Here is a 17,828-nt window from a genome sequence, read left to right on the forward strand (position 1 = left end):
CCGGCCCGCCGTGGCTCCCGACGTCGACGTCAGACGATGGCGCCCCCGGCGGCGGAATCCGGTCTGTCGCACCCCCGGACCATCATGGTCGGAGTCCAGCCCCGCGCACCGCCCTGCCAGGCATCGTCCTCGTCGGCATGCGGTAGTGCCGGGGTTGGGCCCACCGACCCGTGACCCGAGGCCAGGACCAGGAAAGGCGCGCACATGTCAACAGCAGAGGTCGCTTCCGAAGAACTCGCCGAGATCGATCCGATCGTCGACGCGGAGCGCGCCCTACCGTACGACAGGGTCGAGGACTACCTCGCGGCGATCACCGTCATCAGGTCCGCCGCAGTGGCCTACTACGCCGGTACCGACCTCGAGTTGGACGACGCGGCCTACGACGCGCTGGTGGCGCGGGTGGCCGCGACCGAGACATCGCACCCGACCTGGGCAACCACCGACTCACCGACGCATACGGTCGCTGCGGGCGTCGCGGTCAGCGCCGACGTGCCGCACTCCACGCCGATGCTGAGCCTCGACAACGTCTTCGACGTCGACGGACTGCGCGCCTGGGCGGGCCGCCTCGACCGGGTCCTCGGCCGTCCGGCCGGCGGGTACACCGTCGAGCCGAAGATCGATGGCATGGCGATCGCCGCGCGATATGTCGATGGTCGCCTGACGCAGGTCATCACCCGCGGCGACGGACGAGCCGGGGAGGACGTCACCACCCAGGCCCGGCTCGCGGCCGGGCTACCGCAACAGCTCACCGAGGCGGTCACCGTGGAGATCCGCGGTGAGGTCTTCATGACCGACACCGACTTCGCCAGGGCCAACGAGCTACGTACCGCGCACGGCGGGCAGCCGTTCGCCAACCCCCGTAACGCGACCGCCGGCACCCTCCGGGCACAGGACCGGGCGTACGACGCACCGCTGTCGTTCCTCGCCTACGCCGCCCATGGTCTGGACGGGGTCGATGCGCAGACCCGGTACTCCACGTTGATGGCCTACATCGGCACTCTCGGCGTAGCCACGACGGCGGGGTCGGTGGCCGGCATGCCGCTGTGCCCGACCGTCGAGGAGGCGGTGGCCGCCATCGAGGCTCTCGGCGAACGTCGTGGCCAGCTCGGCTTTGGCATCGACGGCGCGGTCGTCAAGGCCGACTCGGCCGACGACCGCGAGTTGGCCGGTTCCTCCAGCCGGGCACCGCGCTGGGCGATCGCCTACAAGTTCCCGGCCGACACCCGTACCACCAAGCTGATCGACATCGTGGTGCAGGTGGGACGCACCGGCGTGATCACTCCGGTGGCGGTGCTGGAACCGGTCCAGGTGGGTGGCGTCGTGGTCACGTCGGCAACGCTGCACAACTTCGCCGACCTGGTCCGCCGCGACGTACGGGTCGGGGACCGCGTCTTCGTCCGCCGCGCCGGTGACGTCATTCCCGAGGTCACCGGAGCCAAGCTCGACGAGCGCCCCCTGGACTCCGTACCGTTCGCCGCGCCGGCGGACTGCCCACGTTGTGGCGGCGAGATCGACCGGTCCCAGAAGCGGTGGCGGTGCACCAAGGGACGGGCCTGTGGCGCTGGCGAGTCGCTGGCGTACTTCGCGGCCCGCGACGCCATGGACATCGAAGGGCTCGGTGACAAGATCATTGACGGGCTCGTCGACAGTGGCCTGGTCACCGATCCGGCCGACCTCTACGACCTGGATGCCGCGACACTGGCCAAGCTCGACCGGCTGGGTGACACCTCCGCCGGGAAACTCGTCGCGAACATCCAGGCCTCCAGGGAGCAGCCGCTGTCGCGGGTTCTCACCGGTCTCGGCGTACGCATGACCGGCCGGTCGATGTCGCGCCGGCTCGCCCGGCACTTCGGCACGATGGAGGCGCTGTGCAACGCGTCCGTCGAACAGCTTCAGCAGGTGGACGGCGTCGGACCGGAGCGTGCCACCACGATCGCCGCCGAGTTGGTCGACCTCGCGCCGGTCATCGCCAAGCTCGTCGAGCGGGGCATCAACATGATCGAACCCAGCAGTCCCAGCCAGGTGGCAGCCACCCGTGCGGAAGCGCCCGCCCTGCCGCTGCGCAGGGCCGACGGTGCCCCGATGACTGTGGTAGTCACCGGCGGGGTGCCCGGCCTCAGCCGCAACGAAGGAAACGAGGCGGTCGAACTGCTCGGCGGCAAGTCCTCGGGCTCGGTGTCCAAGCGAACCGACCTCGTCGTGGTCGGCGAGGGTGCCGGGTCCAAGGCGCAGAAGGCCGAGGAACTCGGCGTCCGGGTTCTGCCGGCAGAGCGTTTCGCGGCGCTGCTGGCGGCGTACCGGGCCGGGGACACCGAGGCCGTCGCCGAGATCCTGGCCTGACCCACCGTGCCCGCATGAGCGGCGTCGACGGGTTGAGCACTCGCTGGGTCAGCGGTCGCGCGCCGCTGACCCAGCGAGTTCCCCGCGGTCTTTGGGGGAGGGATCGGAACGCGCGGCACGGGAGATGCTTCCAGCCACCTGGTCGCGGGATTCGTGGGTACTCGCCACGGGGTGGGACTGACCGCACCGGCCCATGGCATCCGATTCTCACCTGGCTTCGATCCCGTCAGGCGTATGGCGTCCTCAGATAGCTGTCGAGCGCGGCTGCGCCCGACAGCATCGCCAGGCCCCGCGACGTCAGCCGGTCGTGCCACTCCCGCAGCGTCGCCCGCAGTGGCTCCGGGCCGCCCGCAGCCCGTACCTGCTCCAGCACCCGCGCGATCTGCTTCAGCCCGTGCCCACCCCGTCGTAGCTGGTGGGCCAGCAGGACGTCGCGTACGTCGGCGGGGGCGTAGACGCGGTAGCCGGTGCGCGGGTCGCGCCGGGGCACGATCAGCCCGGCCCGCTGCCATTTGCGCAACGTCGCTGGCCGGATACCGAGCCTGCGTGCCAGGGGCCCGATGAACGTCACCCCCTGCTCCAGCTCACGCGGCGGCTCCAGACCACGCAGCCCCCGTTCCACAGCCTCCAGGGTGCACCGGTCGCCGGCCAACTGCGCATGGCTCTCGTCGATCAGTCGCAGCGCCTCCTCGACCCCACCACCGTTCACGGCCCGCATGATCGCCCCCGCAGTCGCATGGCCGTGCGCGGGAATCAACGCCAGGAACGTCCGCAACGCCGCCGCATGGCGCGAACCGTAGACGCGGTAGCCGTGCGGCGAGCGCTCGGCCGGCGGTAGGAATCCCGCCTCCTCGTAGTTGCGTACCGCCTGTGTGGACAGGCCGTGCTCGCGCGCCAGATCGATGGGCCGCAACCGCATTTGAAGGTATTTCCCTGTCTCTAGCCTGAAACCCAGCCAAAGCTTACACAGTCAGTTCAACGATAAGGTTGATGGTATGCCGGGATCTATCCGGGATGCCGCCCGTCCCTTCACCGGCAGCGCCCTCACCGCGCTGCTGTCCCCCGCCACCCGCCTACTCGGCCTCGGCGAGCCCACCCATGGCATCGAAGCCTTCCTCGAACTGCGCAACGAGCTCTTCCGCCACCTCGTCGAACGCGGGGGCTACGGCTCGATCGCCATCGAGAGCGACTGCCTGGCGGCCCTGGCCGCCGACGCGTACGTCGCCCACGGCGTCGGAACCCTCGACGATGCGATGAGTCGCGGCTTCAGCCACGGCTTTGGCGACTCACCCGCCAACCGGGAACTCCTGCGCTGGATGCGCGCCTACAACACACAGCGTCCCCTGTGCCAGCGGCTCCACCCTCGCCTTCGCCCACAACCGCCACCTACAGCGCGACAAGAGCCGGATCCACTTCGCCGGCCAGCCACTCCAGTGGTGGAGCGCGGGGGCCATCGTCGGCACCCACCTCGGCGACCGGTACGCCTTCGCCGCCACCACCTTCGGTACCCGTGGCTCCGACGTCCCTTCTCCGGACACCCTCGAAGGGATCCTGTCGACCCTTCCCGATGCCCGCGCTGTCATCGATCCCGGGCGTCTCACCGCGTCCCTCGACCGGAAGCCGATGCCCCGCGTCCCGGCCGACCACACTTACTTTCCCCTCGACCCGGCCACCACCGACCAGGTCGACGCCATCGTCTTCGTCAAGGAGATCTGAGCCGCCCCCGCAGAGTGGCGCAGTCGTTCCTTGACGATCACACCTCCAATTCCTACTATCCAGATGGACTTTGTAGGTTTTAGAGGAAGTGAAACGTGTCCGAATCAGTGCTCCCCTCGCCACCGCCCACCACCACCCGACGTCGCGCCCTCGGCACCCTGGCCGTCGCCGCAGCGGCAGCGGGTACCGCGACCGCCTTCCCGCAATCCGCCTTCGCCGGCGCGGCGCACGAACGTCCGTTCGCCGCTGACCCGAACCCCCGGCACACCCGACGCCCCAACTTCCTGGTCATCCTCGGCGACGACCTCGGCTGGGCCGACCTCGGCAGCTACGGCGCGCCCGCCATCCGTACCCCGCACCTCGACCGACTGGCGCAGGGCGGCGTACGGTTCACCAACGGCTACTCCGCCGCCGCTGTCTGCTCGCCCACCCGGTTCGCCCTCTACACCGGCCGATACCCGGGCCGACTCCGCGGTGGCCTGGCCGAGCCCATCGGCAACATCAACGAACTGGAGGGGTTGCCGCCCGGCCACCCGACCATAGCCTCCCTGCTGGCCGCCAAGGGCTACCGCACCGCGATGTTCGGCAAGTGGCACGCCGGATTCCTGCCCTGGTTCGGACCGTTGAAGTCCGGGTGGCAGGAGTTCTTCGGCAACTTCTCCGGCGGCCTCGACTACTACTCCAAGGTCAGTCACCTCGGCCAGCACGACCTCTACGAGGGCGAGGTCCCGGTCGAGTCGCTGGAGTACTACACCGACACCGTCGCAGCCCGGGCCGCCTCCTTCGTACGCCGCCGGCACGACCGTCCCTGGCTGTTGAACCTCAACTTCACCAGCCCACACTGGCCCTGGGAGGCTCCCGGCGACCGCGCCGTCAGCGAGGAGGTCACGGCAAAGCTGCGCGCTGGCGATCGGCAGGCGCTGTTCCACCGCGACGGTGGCTCACTGGAGACCTACCGCAAGATGGTGGAGAACCTCGACGCCGGCATCGGCCGGGTCCTCCAAGCCCTGCGGGACACGGGGCAGGAGCGGGACACTGTCGTACTGTTCGCCAGCGACAACGGCGGCGAGCGCTTCTCCTACTACTGGCCGTTGACCGGCGGCAAGGGAAACCTGAACGAGGGCGGCATCCGGGTGCCGACGATCCTGCGATGGCCAGCCCGGATCCGACCCAACCAGGTCAGCCACCTGCCCGTCATCACCCAGGACTGGACCGCCACCCTGCTGGCTATCGCCGCAGCCACCCCCGCCGACGGTCACCCTCTCGACGGGCGCGACCTCACCGGCTACCTGCTACGCGGTGACGCCGAGCCGGACGGGGACCTGTTCTGGCGCACCCGGTCGTCCCGCGCGCTGCGCCGGGGTAGGTGGAAGTACCTGCGCTCGTCCAACACCGACACCCTCTACGACGTCGTCGCCGACCCACGTGAGCAGGCCAACCTGGCCGGACGCAAGCCGGCGCTGGTGACCGAACTGCGCACCCGGTGGGAGGAGATCAACCAGACCCTGCTGCCGTACCAGTGACCGGCCTCGGCTGGTTGGCAGCGAGGTAGGCAGCGCATCTTGGCACGATCCCGCCGCAGCCCACGGAGGATCGCCGCCACGGGATGCGCCTGCCTGAGCCGGTTCCGGGCAGGGCAGTCTCGCGACCACTCCTGCCCGGAACCCGCCAGCCACGTCTCGACCTCGTCCACCTGCCGGTGACCCGACCGTTCCGCTCCGTGTCGTGACAGGAGAGCGACGAATCACCGACCGCGCTGATCGATCTCCTCGACGAGCTGCGGCACCACATCGAAGAGGTCCCCCACCACCCCGAAGTCGGCGATCGAGAAGATCGGCGCTTCGCTGTCCTTGTTGATCGCCACGATCGTCTTGGCGGTCTGCATCCCGGCCCGGTGCTGGATCGCACCGGAGATGCCCACGGCAACATAGAGTTGCGGCGCGACGGTCTTACCGGTCTGGCCGACCTGGTGGGCATGCGGATACCAGCCCGAGTCGACGGCCGCACGGGACGCACCGACCGCACCGCCGAGAGCATCCGCCAACCGTTCGACCAGGCCGAAGCCATCGGCCGAGCCGAGCCCCCGACCTCCGGACACCACGATGGACGCCTCAGTCAGTTCGGGACGGCCGCTGGTGACCGCGCGGACCCGTTCGACGACCCGGACGGCCCGGTCACGATCCACGAACGGCACACCGATCGCCACGATCCGGCTGGTGGCCGGGTTCTCGACGGGCTCCGCCGCGTTCGGTTTCACCGTGATGATCGGGGTGCCCCGGGTCACCGTCGAGGTCACGGAGAAGGTGGACGCGAAAGCGGCCTGGTACGCGACCGGCCCGGCGTCACCGGCCCGTACGTCCACCGCATCGGTGATCAGTCCGGACTCCAGCAGTACGGCCAGCCGGGCGGCGATCTCCTTGCCGTCCTTGGTGGAGGTCAGCAGCACGGCGGCCGGTGACGACTCCCGGACGATCTGGGCCAGTGCCCGGGCCCGGGGCGCGCTGCCGTAGTCGTCGAACTCACTGGCCCGCACCTGGTAGATGGTCGTGGCGCCGTACCGGCCCAGGATGTCGGTGACCTCGTCGATCTCGTCCCCGGGGCTGCTGAGCAGGACCGCCGCCGGCTCGCCCAGTCTGGCAGCGATCGCCAACAGTTCCAGTGTGGGCTTGCGTACCTTGCCCTCGGCAGTGTCGACGAGGATGAGCACCTCGGCCATGACGGTCTTCTCCTTCGCGTACGCAGGCGGATCAGATGAGCTTTTCCGAGGCGAGGAAACCGGCAAGCTGCCGACCGCCGTCCCCCTCGTCCGGGACCAACCGGCCGGCCTGCCGGGCCGGTCGACGAGTGATCTGCTGTACCGAGGTGACCGAACCGGACCGCCCCACGACGGCCGGATCGAGGTCCAGGTCCGCCAACGACCAGGTGGTCACCGGCTTCTTCTTGGCCGCCATGATCCCCTTGAAGGAGGGGTACCGGGGCTCGCCGGACTGGTCGGTCACCGAGACGACGGCGGGCACGGCTGCCTCGAGTCGTTCGATGACACCGTCGCCCTCCCGCCGCGCCGACACGGTCGACTCGTCAGCAGTACCGAGGGTGAACTCGGTGACGAAGCTGAGTTGCGGGATCCCGAGCCGCTCGGCGACCATCGTGGGAAGCACCTGACCACCGCCGTCGGTGGAGGCCATCCCGCAGACCAGCAGGTCGAAGCCGATTTTCTCGGCCGCCCGGGCCAACACCCGCGAGGTGACCAGGTAGTCGGAACCGCGCAGTTCGTCGTCACAGACGTGGACAGCCGCGTCGCCGCCCATGCTGAGTGCCTTCCGCAGGGCCGCCCCGGCCTCCGGCGGGCCCATCGTCAGGTACGTCACGTGCGTACCGACACCCGCCTCGACCTGCCGTAGGGCCTGCTCGACGGCGTATTCGTCCAGCTCCGACAGGACTCCCGGGACCGCGTCGCGTTCGGTGGTGAGGTCCTCGGTGAATCGCCGGTCCGCGGTAGCGTCCGGCACATATTTGATCAATACCAGGATCTTCATGGTTCTCTCCTAGTCGTCATGGCGACCGGGCAAGACTCAGGCCTGCGCCCGGACCAGGCCCAGGGTGCGACGGGCAGACCGGATGACCGCCTCGTCGATCATTCGACCGTTGGCGTCGAGGGTGACACCCGCACCGCTGTCGCGGGCCGCCGTCAACCGGTCGACGAGGTCCTGTGCCCGACGGATCTCGTCCGGTTCCGGGGTGAAGACCGCGTTCACGGTCGCGATCTGTGCCGGGTGGATGCAGGCCCGCCCCAGATATCCGAGGCGGTGCAACCGGCCGGTCGATGCGCTCAGTGCGTCGAGGTCGCGGAAGTCGGTGGTGACCGGGGCCACCGGTGGACCGATGCCGGCCGCCGCGCTCACGGTCACGACCAGGCTGCGGGCATAGAGGAACTCGGTACCCGCGTCGTCCGGGTGACCTGGCTGTACCCCCAGGTCAGCCGCCAGGTCGGCCTCCCCGAGGTGCAGGAAGGCAACTCGGGGAGCACGGGCGATCTCCCGTGCGGCCAGCAGACCGGCGGCGGTCTCGATCAGCGGGGCCACCACGACCGAGCCGATCGGCAACCCGGCGTCCTGCTCCGCCGTACCGATCAGCCGGTCGACCTCGACCAGTTCGTCGGCGTCGCCGACCTTCGGTACGCAGATCCCGGTCAGCCCGGCACCGGCTCCCACCACCGCGGCGATGTCGTCACCACGGCGGGGACCGCTGTTGACCCGTACCCAGATCTGCGGGGCGGACCCCGACCACTGCCCCACCCAGCGGGCCACCTCGGCGCGGGCCAGGTCCTTGCCCGCCTCGGCGACCGCGTCCTCCAGGTCCAGGATGATCGCGTCGGCCCCCGAGGCGACCGCCTTGGCGAAGCGGGCCGGGTTGTCGCCGGCGACGTACAGGTGACTGCGGGGCGTCACCGGACCTGTCCCTTGCCGGAGACCAGCGCCTTGGCGATGACCGTACGCATGATGTCGTTGGTCCCCTCGCCGATGCTCATCAACGGCGCATCCCGGTACAGCCGTTCCACGACGTACTCGGTGGAGTAGCCGTACCCGCCGTGCACCCGCATCGACTCCAGCGATGCCTTGATGGCGACCTCGGAGGCGAAGTACTTCGCCATGCCGGCCTCCATGTCGACCCGGTTGCCGGCGTCGGCCCGGGACGCGGCCCAGTACGTCATCAGCCGCGCCGCCTGCAACTCGGTGGCGATGTCGGCGAGCTTGAGCTGGATGGCCTGGAAGTCCGCGATCGGCTTGCCGAACGCGGTACGGTTCTTCGCGTAGTCCAGGGCGGCGTCGAAGGCGGCCTGGGCGATGCCCACGCTGCGGGCGGCGATGTTGAGGCGGCCGATCTCCAGTCCGGAGAGGACCTGCTGCATCCCCCGGCCCTCGATCCCGCCGAGCAGGTTCGCCCGGGGCACCCGGACGTCCTGGAGTACGACCTCACAGGACTCGGTGCCCTTGTAGCCGAGCTTGCCGATGTCCCGGCTGACCGAGTAACCGGGCGAGTTCGCGTCCACGATCAGCACGCTCATGCCCCGATGGGCGGGGTCGGCGGTGGGATCGGTCTTGACCAGCACCGGCAGGACGTCCGCGTGCCGGGCGTTGGTGATCCACATCTTGGTGCCGTTGACGATGAAGTCGTCGCCGTCGGCCCGTGCGGTGGTGGTGATGCCCTGCAGGTCGGTGCCGGCCCCCGGCTCGGTCAGCCCGATGCCGGTACGGTGCTCGCCGCTGGCCAACTTCGGTAGGAACCGGGTCTTCTGCTCCTCCGTACCGTGCCTGGCGATCATCCAGCAGGACAGGTTGTGGCTGCCGAGAATGCCGGCGATCCCCATCCAGCCCCGGGCGATCTCCTCGTAGACGAGGGCAAACGAGACCATGTCCAGGCCGAGGCCACCGTACTCCTCGGGGGTGGTCATCCCGAACAGGCCGAGCCCGCGCAGTTGGTCGACGATCTCGGTCGGGTAGCGACCGGTGCGCTCCCACTCGGATGCGACCGGAATGATCTCCCGGTCGACGAACTCCCGCAGCGTGCTCCGGAAGGCCTTCTGTTGGTCGTCGAGGGTGAAGTCCATGGGGTCAGTTCTCCTGGCGGGGGTCGGGTGCGTCGGCGAGATGGAAGATCGGTAGGTGGTGCCCGTCAGGCAGCGGTGACCAGCCCAGGGTGACCGGCCGATCGCAGCCGAGTTCGGCCTCGTCCGCTCCCTCGATCCGGGTGAGCAGCACCGGCCCGTCGTCGAGCCGGACCCGGGCGATGACGTACGGCACGGTCACGCCAGACACCGGGGCGCGGTGCACCACCGTGAAGCTGTCGACGACACCGGCACCGGCACTCTGCACCCAACCGAGGTCGTCGTGGCCACAGCTGATGCAGACGGCCCGGGGATAGTGCTGGCTGGACCGGCACCGCCGGCAGGTCTGCAACAGCAGCCGGCGCTCCCGGGTGGCCGCCCACCACGGCTCGGTGACCTCGTCCGGCACCGGCAACGGAAAACCCGAACTCATCGGTCCACCCCCAGGATCACCGTCGCGTGGGCGGAGAGGATGCCGCCGGTGCCGTGGGCCAGCGCCACCTGCGCGCCGGGGACCTGGCGGACGCCGGCCTCGCCCCGCAACTGCCGTACCGCCTCCACCAGCAGCAGCACCCCGAACTGCCCGGGGTGGCAATAGGACAGTCCGCCGCCGCTGGTGTTGAGGCCGAGGTCCCCACCGGGGCGTACCCGGTCGGAGGCGACCAGGTGGGCCGCCTCGCCGGGCGCACAGAAGCCGAGCGCCTCCAGGCTGAGCAGCACCGTGATGGTGAACGAGTCGTACAACTGGATGACGTCGACGTCGGCCGGGGTCAGGCCAGCCCGGACAAATGCCGTCCGGCCGCTGGCCACGGCGCCGGTGGGCAGCAGGGCGGCCTGACTCATCGACGTGTTGGTGGTCGACTCGCCGTAGCCGAGCAGCCGTACCGGCGGTCGACGCAGGTGCCGTGCCCGGTCCAGGGAGGTGACCACGACCGCGCCGCCGCCGTCGGTGACCAGGCAACAGTCGGCGGTGGTCAACGGGCTGGAGACCATCGGCGAGGTCAGCACGTCCTCGACGGTCAGCGGACCGGCGGCGTAGCGGAACGCCGCCGGGTTGAGCTGCGCCCACTGCCGGGCCAGGACGGCGACCTGGGCCAGGTCGGCCCGGTCGAGCCCGTACTCGTACAGGTAACGCTGGGCGGCCATCGCGTAGTACGAGATCGGGTAGAGCGGTCCGTACGGGGCTTCGAACTGGGCCTCCGGGGTGTGCGCCTCGTAGGCTCCGCCCAGCTTCCGGGACCGGGCCGACCGCTGGTTGGAGGCGAACGAGATGACCACCGTGCTGGCCTGTCCGGCCGCGATCGCCTGGGCGGCCCGGGCGAGGTACATCTCGTAGGCGCATCCCCCGGCGAAGGTGGAGTCGGTCCAGCCGGGGGTCAGGCCCAGGTACTCGGCCACCTGGGTGGCCGAGAACCGGGACACGCCGCTCGTGGCGACGCCGTCGACGTCGGCCAGGGTCAGGCCGGCGTCGTCGAGAGCCCGGGTGATCGCCTGGGCCTGTAGACCCAGGATCGAACGGTTGGTGATCCCGAGGTCGGATTCGGCGACACCCACGATCGCCACATCCGTACTCATGCCAGGCTCACCAGGGCGTCGCTGGTGGCGGCCACCGCGACGGTCGCGCCCTCCGTGTCGACGATGACGACGCGCAGCTTGACGGTGATGTCCGGTCCTTCGCTGGGCTCGGTCGCCCCTTCGCACCGTACGGTCTGCCCGGCCAGCACCGGGGTGGTGAACCGGAACGCCAGCCGGCGCAGCACGGCCCGGGGTCCCAGCCAGTCCTGGAGACACTCGGCCAGCAGCGCGCCGAGTACCTGGCCGTCCACCACGGGGGCGGTGAACCCCGCCGACCGTACGAACGGCAGGTCGTAGTGCAGCCGGTGCCAGTCCCACGTCGCCCCGGCGTAGGCGATCATGTCGGGTAGTTCGATCCGGCGGATCAGTGGCGGCACGGCGACGCCACCGGCCCGGAGCCGGACCGCGTCCGGGGTGGAGGTCATCACTCGGCTCCTGTCGCGGCGTAGATCAGGGTTTCGACGTTGACCGCCAGCAGGGTGTCGTGCTGGTCCCGGTAGCTGGCCTCCGAGGAGACGATCAACATCTGTCGACCGCCCCGGTTGGTGCGTTCCTGCATGTCGGCCAGCCGCCAGGTGACGTGCAGTACGGTGTCCGGCCCGGCCGCCTGGTGGAACGTGTACGTGTTGCCGCCCCGGACCAGGCTGGTGCCGGGCACGTCCAGGTCCCAGCTGTGGCCGGCGTAGCCGACGTCGTCGCGGGGCAGGCCCGCGTACTGGTTCGTCTCGAAGATCAGCGTCGGCGGGACGACCACGTCGGAATGGCCGTGCCGGCGGGCGTACTCCGCGTCGGTGTACAGCGGATTGTCGTCGCCGACGGCCAGCGCGAAGTAGCGGATCGCGGCTCGGCCGATCTCCTCCGGCGCGGTGTAGGTGCGGGTCTCGCCGATCCGCGCCCGCAACGCGTCGGTCAACAGTCCGGTTTGCTCAGTCACTGGTGAGCACCGCCATCGGGTCGACCTCGATCAGGAACTCGGGCCGCAGCAGTCCCGCGCAGATCGCACCGGTCGAGGCCGGCCACGGCGCGCGTAGCAGCCGCTCCCGTACCGCCGCAACGCCCCGGTAGTCGGCCAGGCCCTCCGGGCAGACGTACTCGATGGTCTTGACCAGGTGCTCCGGTCCGGCACCGGCGGCGGCGAGGACCTTCAGGATCGACTCGTAGGTGTACTCGGTCTGGGCGATCACGTCCCCCGGGTACACCGCCTGCTGGGTCTCGGGGTCGAGGGCGGCGAAGCCGGACATGAACAGGGTACGACCGGCGCGTACCGCCGGGTTGTAGGTGAGCGTGTCGTACCGGGACCAGCCGGGGTTCACCGCGACCGGCCGGTGCCGGGAGGCGATGACGTCGATGGCCACCAGCACTCCGGGGGCGTGCAACCGGTCCATCAGGATGCCGGCCGCGCCCGGGTAGACCGGGCCGAGCAGTTCCTGACGCGGCCGGCCGGTACGCCGGTAGACGTCGCGGGTCGCGGGGGTGCTGAAGTCGACGGTTTTGACGACGTGGCTGAGGTCGAGCCCGACCTGCTCCAGCAGGCTGCCGGCCCGCTCCAGGCAGTACCGGTACTGCCCGCCGAAGTCGCCCTCGGCGACGATCTCGCCGTTGTCGTCGATCGGCAGCATGGTCGGCAGGTAGACGGTTCCGTCGCCGCCCTCCCGTACGGTGTCGCGCCGCAGACCGCCGTCGTCACCGACGATGAGCGGGGTGCCCCCGCCCCGGGTCGCGGTGACCTCGATCTCGATGAAGGCGGCCGGGCGCAGTAGCCGGTCGACGGCGACCGTGACGACCGTGGGGCGGTGCTCGCCGAAGATCCGCTGGCGGACCTCGACCGCCTCCTGGTAGTGGTCGAGGCCGGCCCGGGTCACGTTCTCGACGACCCGTACGACGTCACCGTAGTCGAGCCCGGCTGCCGCCAGGATCGCGCCGATCTTGGCGTACGCGGTCTCGGTCTGCTCCCCCATCCCGCCCCTGACCACGATCCGCTGGCTCTGCGGGTCGTACTCGGAGGCCGAGTGCCCGGACAGCCAGGCGGTGGTGTCGTCGGTCAGCCCGAGCGAGAACGTGTACCCGTCGTATCGGAACCAGGGGAAGCTCTCCGGGCGAATGTCGCGCACGGCTGTCATGCGGGGTCTCCTTCTCGTGCGATCTCGGTCACGAGCCTGTTGATGCGTTCGATGTCGACCTGCTGCTCGAGCGTGAGGAGCAGGTCCGCGAGTTCGGTGACGGCGGGATGGTCGCCACAGTTGGCCCGGAACTTGTCGACCAGTTCCCGCTCGGTCAGGGGCGTGTTCGGACCACCCCGGCTGCCGGTGACCTCGCCCCGCGAGATCCGGCCGTCGGACAGCCGGATCTCGGCCCGGCCGGGCGCGTCAGCGGCGGGACCGTCACGCAGGGCGGCGACCCGTACCTCGACCCGGTCTGCGGTGGCCGCCACCTCGGGCCGGGCGATGGACGCGGCGGTATAGGTCCGTACGGTGATCGCGCCGTCGTGCAGTAGCGCGGCGACGCTCCACGGCAACGAGAACTTCGCGTCGTACGCGGTACGGGGCTGGACCTTCTCCGGGCCGTCACCGCAGACGATCGCGGCGCTGTCCGGATTTACCCAGACGGTGATCTGCTCGATGTCGACCGGCTCGATCCGGTCGCCGGACACCGCTGCCGCGACCGCGTCGAGGGTGACGTGGATGAGCTGGCAGGCCGGGTACGGCTTGATGGTGATCGCCAGGGTCTCCCAGCGTTGCCCGAGTTCTCCGGTGACGCGGCTCGGGTCGGCGGGTCGGGCCGACAGGGTCGCGTAGAGCCCGTTACGTCCCTCGATGGCGGTGTCCGGGCCGCTGGCCCCGGCTGCCGCCAGCCGGGCGGCGATGATCCCGTTCATCGAGGCCAGTCCCGGGTGCAGGGTCTTGGTGTCGGCCCCGGTGTCGAGGAACTCCAGCAGGCCACCGCTGGTCGATCCGGCGATGCCGACCGCGTCGACCAGCACCTCGGCGGGCAGGTCGAGCAGCTTACCGGCGACCAGGGCGGCGCTGACGGTGCCGCAGACCGAGGTGGCGTGCATTCCCCGGGTGTGGAAGCCGTGCGGGCTACCGGCACCGAGCCGGCAGACGCTCTCGTAGCCGGCGACCGCCGCCAGCAGGATTTCCGCACCGGTGGCACCGGTCTGCTGTCCCACGGCGAACGCCGCCGGTAGGGTCACCGCAGTGGCGTGCACCAGCCCACCGGCATGGGTGTCGTCGAAGTCGAGCGCGTGGACCAGCACCCCGGTGGCCAGTGCGGCAGCCGGCGCGGAGAGCAGGTCGCTGCTGGTGAGCGGGGTCGCCTCGGCGGGACCACCGAGAGCCGCTGCCACTACGGTGGCGGGTCTTCCGGCTCCGTACCGGCTGGCGGCAACCGCGGTGCCGACTCCGTCGAGCAGGTGCTGCTTGGCCCGGGTCGCGACGGCGTCGGGCACCTCGGCCGGGCGCAGCCCGCGTACCCAGCCGGCAAGTTCGCTGGCCACGCTCATCAGAGGCTCGTTCCGCTGCCAGCCGCCGCCCGGGCGCCCCCGGCTGTCTTCGCCGGCTTCCGGACACCGTCGGGACCGAAGGCGCCCCGGGCGGCCAGCTCCTCGACCCGGGTCGGGTCGAGGTTCAGGATCTCCCGCGTGACGAGGTCGAAGTCCTCGTTGCGCAACGGTGCGCGGCGGTAGGTCGGGGTCTCGGTGCCGAACCGGACCGGGGAGGCGACCTGCCGTACGGTGCCCAGGTTGGGATGCTCGGTCTCGACGACGAGTCCCCGGGCCACCGTGTGCGGTTCCCGCAACGCCTGTTCGACGTCGTTCACCGGGCCGCATGGCACACCGGCCGGACCGAACAGGGACAGCCAGTGCTCGGCGGTCTCCTCGGCGAAGATCCTGTCCAGTTCGGCCAACAGTTCCTCACTGTTGCGCTGCCGCTGTGCAAAGGTGGCGAAACGGCTGTCGGTCGCCAGGTCGGGCCGGCCGATCACGGTGGTCAGCCGCTGCCAGAACTTCTCCTTGGCGCAGCCGACCACGAACCAGGTGTCCCGGGCCTGGAAGAGCTGGAACGGCACCAGGGACGGGTGGGCCGAGTTGCGGGTGCGGGCGGGGCGGTAGCCCTCGTTGAGGTGCCAGGTGGCCGGATAGGTCAACATGGAGACCGCCGTGTCGTAGAGCGAGACGTCACAGTCGCCGCCGATGCCGTCGCGACGTGCCGCGTGCAGGCCGGCCAGCAGGCTGATCGCGGCGACGAAGCCGCCCGAGTAGTCGACGAGGGAGAGCCCGGACTTGGTGGGCGGCCCGTCCGGGTCACCGGTGAGGCTCATCCACCCGGCCAGCCCCTGGAGGATGTAGTCGTAGCCCGGCTCGGCGGCCCGGGGACCGGTCATGCCGAAGCCGGTCAGGCTGCAACAGACGATCGCCGGGTTGAGATGCTTCAGGTCGTCGTACCGGATCCGCATCTTGGCCGGTACGTCACCACGCAGGTTCGAGTAGACGACGTCGCTGCGGCGGACCAGTTCCTCGAAGATCTCGCGCCCGGCCTCGGAGGTGAGGTCCAGCGAGAGACTGCGCTTGTTGCGGTTGAAGGTCTCGAAGAACAGCGAGTCCTCGCCCTGGGCGTACGGCGGCACGTACCGTCCCACATCGCCGCCGACCCCGGGGTCTTCGATCTTGATGATCTCCGCGCCGAGGTCGGCGAGGTGCACGCTGCCGAACGGGCCGGCCCCGTACTGCTCCAGGGAGATGATCCGTACGTCCTGCAGTGGTTTCATGCTGTTCTCCGAAACTTGGAACGTCACGACCAGGAGGCGATGGCGGCGATCAACCGCTGCTGTGCCTGTCGGATGACCTCCGGCGGGAGGCCGTGGGTCGGTGGGCTGAGCTTGACTGCGTCGGCCAGCCCCTCGTACTCGGCGAGACGCTGACGGACCTGCTCCGCGGTGCCGGTCAGGGTGAGCTGGTCGATCATCCGATCCGACACGTAGTCGCCGAGGTAGCTGCTGGTGACGTCCCCCTGGGCGAACCGGTCGACGATCCGCTGCTGGTCCTCGCCCAGCCCGTGCAGCGCGAAGAAGTCGGCGTAGCTGCGGACGGTCGCGTAGAAGCCGACCCCGCCGGCGGCCCAGCGGCGGGCGGTGGCCGGGTCGTCGTCGATCGAGCAGACCGCCGACACCACGACCTCGAGGTCCCGTCGGGTACGCCCGGCCTGGGTCAGCCCCTGCTCCAGCGCGGGTAGTGCGGTCTCGCGCAGCGCCAGCGGTGAGCACAACTCGTGGCTGATCCAGCCGTCGGCGATCCGGCCGGCGAGCCGGGTCATGGCCGGGCCAACCCCGCCGAGGTAGATCGGGATGCTGGTCCGGACCGGCGGTGCCGGCCGCTGGTAGCCGACGATCCGCAGGTGCTCGCACTCGCCCTGGTACTGCATCGGCTCACCCCGGTGCGAGTTGGCGACGATCTGCCGGATGACGGAGACGGTCTCACGCAGGTGCGGGACCGGGCTCTCCCACCGGACGTTGTGCCAGTTCTCGTTGACGCCCCGGACCCCGGTGCCCAGTCCGAGGATGAACCGCCCGTTGGACAGTTCGTCGATGTCCATCGCCTCCAGAGCGGTGATCATCGGGCTGCGGGTGAAGGCCAGGGTCACCGCTGTGCCGATCATGCTGCTCTCGGTTCCGGCCGCCAGGGCCGCCGCCGAGATGGTGGCCGAACGGTGCATCTCCGGCGCCCAGACGACCTCGGCCCCCGCGCGCTCGGCCTGACGTGCCGCCTCGGTCAACTCCGCCAGCGACTCGCCCCAGGGGGCGTAGGTGATCCAGACGGACATCAGGAGACGGGGGTTTCGAGGCTGAGTGGGCCGTTCTTGGCCTCGGGGAAGTAGCCCTGGCTGAGTCCGCTTTCCCGTTTGGGAATCATGACCGAGCGCACCCAGGAGACGACCTCGTCGCCGTGCTGGTTCAGTCCACGGGTACGCATCGTGATGATGCCGGCCCATGGCTTCGAGGACGACTCGCGCTTGGCGGTACACAGGCTCTCGGCGTAGAGGGTGTCGCCCACGTACACCGGATGTGTCAGACGGATCTCGTTCCAGCCGAGGTTGGCCATCGCGTTCTGACTCATGTCGAGCACGGAGATCCCGAGGATGAGCGCCACGGTGAGGCCCGAGTTCACGATCACTCGGCCACCGGTGATCGGGTTCTGCCCGGCGAGGTGCTCGTTGAAGTGGTTCTGGTTCGTATTCATCGTGAGCAGGGTGAACCAGGTGCTGTCCGCCTCGCTGATCGTACGACCGAGCGGGTGCTGGTAGACATCGCCCACGACGTAGTCGTCGAAAAATCGTCCGAGGATTGCCGGATGAACGGCCATCGTGACCTCCTAGCGTCCGGCTCACCATAAACATCTGATGTTTAGACCGTCAAGGGCCAGGGTGAGGAATGATCAACGAGGACAGCCGGCGTCACCGAGACCGCCCGGGAGCCTTCACGAGTAGTGGCCCAACCCCAAGAAACACCAATAAATCGGACAGGCGCAAAGCGGCGGACAGCAACTGACAGTGACCATCGTCGGCAGCACGGCCCCAGAGTCAGCGCATCCCGCGAC

General features: G+C 69.8%; 17 protein-coding genes and 1 pseudogene. 4 read left to right on the forward strand and 14 right to left on the reverse strand.

Going from position 1 to position 17,828, the window contains the following annotated elements; genetic code table 11:
* The first annotated feature begins 204 nt into the window (after positions 1–204).
* Positions 205–2,340, forward strand: coding sequence for an NAD-dependent DNA ligase LigA (gene ligA / locus ACFQ4H_RS01190; protein ID WP_377565860.1), 2,136 nt, complete (start codon positions 205–207; stop codon positions 2,338–2,340).
* A gap of 226 nt (positions 2,341–2,566) precedes the next feature.
* On the opposite strand, the gene ACFQ4H_RS01195 is transcribed toward ligA, so the two are convergent.
* Positions 2,567–3,259 (reverse strand): TioE family transcriptional regulator, encoded by a 693-nt coding sequence (locus ACFQ4H_RS01195; protein ID WP_377565863.1) that lies wholly within the window; start codon positions 3,257–3,259, stop codon positions 2,567–2,569.
* 76 nt (positions 3,260–3,335) lie between these two features.
* Here ACFQ4H_RS01195 and ACFQ4H_RS01200 point away from each other — a divergent pair.
* From ACFQ4H_RS01200 to ACFQ4H_RS01210, 3 genes and pseudogenes are all read left to right on the forward strand, one after another.
* Positions 3,336–3,629 (forward strand): annotated as a pseudogene (locus ACFQ4H_RS01200) (erythromycin esterase family protein); the annotation flags it as partial.
* Entirely contained in the window at positions 3,619–4,056 is a 438-nt protein-coding gene (locus tag ACFQ4H_RS01205) for an erythromycin esterase family protein (protein WP_377565866.1), read from the forward strand. The pseudogene ACFQ4H_RS01200 and the gene ACFQ4H_RS01205, both read left to right, overlap by 11 nt.
* Positions 4,057–4,151: 95 nt before the next feature.
* Entirely contained in the window at positions 4,152–5,579 is a 1,428-nt protein-coding gene (locus ACFQ4H_RS01210) for a sulfatase-like hydrolase/transferase (protein ID WP_377565868.1), read from the forward strand.
* 221 nt (positions 5,580–5,800) lie between these two features.
* Here ACFQ4H_RS01210 and ACFQ4H_RS01215 read toward each other — a convergent pair whose 3' ends face one another.
* The 13 genes from ACFQ4H_RS01215 to ACFQ4H_RS01275 are packed head-to-tail and all read right to left on the reverse strand — an operon-like array spanning position 5,801 to position 17,594.
* The gene (locus tag ACFQ4H_RS01215; RefSeq protein WP_377565870.1) at positions 5,801–6,772 is read right to left on the reverse strand and encodes an electron transfer flavoprotein subunit alpha/FixB family protein; all 972 of its coding nucleotides are present in this window, start codon (positions 6,770–6,772) and stop codon (positions 5,801–5,803) included.
* 31 nt (positions 6,773–6,803) lie between these two features.
* On the reverse strand, positions 6,804–7,592 hold the full coding sequence (locus ACFQ4H_RS01220; protein WP_377565873.1) for an electron transfer flavoprotein subunit beta/FixA family protein: 789 nt from the start codon (positions 7,590–7,592) through the stop codon (positions 6,804–6,806).
* Positions 7,593–7,628: 36 nt separating this feature from the next.
* On the reverse strand, positions 7,629–8,504 hold the full coding sequence (locus tag ACFQ4H_RS01225) for an HpcH/HpaI aldolase/citrate lyase family protein (protein WP_377565876.1): 876 nt from the start codon (positions 8,502–8,504) through the stop codon (positions 7,629–7,631).
* A complete protein-coding gene (locus tag ACFQ4H_RS01230) occupies positions 8,501–9,664 on the reverse strand; it encodes an acyl-CoA dehydrogenase family protein (protein WP_377565878.1) in 1,164 nt (387 codons plus the stop codon). Before ACFQ4H_RS01230 ends, ACFQ4H_RS01225 begins: the two co-directional genes overlap by 4 nt.
* 4 nt (positions 9,665–9,668) lie before the next feature.
* Positions 9,669–10,094, reverse strand: coding sequence for a Zn-ribbon domain-containing OB-fold protein (locus ACFQ4H_RS01235; RefSeq protein WP_377565880.1), 426 nt, complete (start codon positions 10,092–10,094; stop codon positions 9,669–9,671).
* Entirely contained in the window at positions 10,091–11,236 is a 1,146-nt protein-coding gene (locus ACFQ4H_RS01240) for an acetyl-CoA acetyltransferase (RefSeq protein ID WP_377565883.1), read from the reverse strand. Before ACFQ4H_RS01240 ends, ACFQ4H_RS01235 begins: the two co-directional genes overlap by 4 nt.
* The gene (locus tag ACFQ4H_RS01245; protein ID WP_377565885.1) at positions 11,233–11,661 is read right to left on the reverse strand and encodes a MaoC/PaaZ C-terminal domain-containing protein; all 429 of its coding nucleotides are present in this window, start codon (positions 11,659–11,661) and stop codon (positions 11,233–11,235) included. The genes ACFQ4H_RS01240 and ACFQ4H_RS01245 overlap by 4 nt, the downstream gene beginning before the upstream one ends.
* Positions 11,661–12,170, reverse strand: coding sequence for an FAS1-like dehydratase domain-containing protein (locus ACFQ4H_RS01250; RefSeq protein ID WP_377565887.1), 510 nt, complete (start codon positions 12,168–12,170; stop codon positions 11,661–11,663). The genes ACFQ4H_RS01245 and ACFQ4H_RS01250 overlap by 1 nt, the downstream gene beginning before the upstream one ends.
* Entirely contained in the window at positions 12,163–13,356 is a 1,194-nt protein-coding gene (locus tag ACFQ4H_RS01255; protein WP_377565890.1) for a RidA family protein, read from the reverse strand. The genes ACFQ4H_RS01250 and ACFQ4H_RS01255 overlap by 8 nt, the downstream gene beginning before the upstream one ends.
* Positions 13,353–14,738, reverse strand: a complete 1,386-nt coding sequence (locus ACFQ4H_RS01260; protein WP_377565892.1) for an MmgE/PrpD family protein — start codon at positions 14,736–14,738, stop codon at positions 13,353–13,355. The genes ACFQ4H_RS01255 and ACFQ4H_RS01260 overlap by 4 nt, the downstream gene beginning before the upstream one ends.
* On the reverse strand, positions 14,738–16,003 hold the full coding sequence (locus ACFQ4H_RS01265; RefSeq protein WP_377565894.1) for a CaiB/BaiF CoA transferase family protein: 1,266 nt from the start codon (positions 16,001–16,003) through the stop codon (positions 14,738–14,740). Before ACFQ4H_RS01265 ends, ACFQ4H_RS01260 begins: the two co-directional genes overlap by 1 nt.
* Positions 16,004–16,026: 23 nt before the next feature.
* Positions 16,027–17,055, reverse strand: coding sequence for an LLM class flavin-dependent oxidoreductase (locus tag ACFQ4H_RS01270; protein WP_377565897.1), 1,029 nt, complete (start codon positions 17,053–17,055; stop codon positions 16,027–16,029).
* Entirely contained in the window at positions 17,055–17,594 is a 540-nt protein-coding gene (locus tag ACFQ4H_RS01275; RefSeq protein ID WP_377565900.1) for a MaoC family dehydratase, read from the reverse strand. Before ACFQ4H_RS01275 ends, ACFQ4H_RS01270 begins: the two co-directional genes overlap by 1 nt.
* Positions 17,595–17,828 lie beyond the last annotated feature (234 nt).

Origin of the sequence: Micromonospora sonneratiae (assembly GCF_042679305.1) — a bacterium.
Lineage (GTDB): Bacteria > Actinomycetota > Actinomycetes > Mycobacteriales > Micromonosporaceae > Micromonospora_H > Micromonospora_H sonneratiae.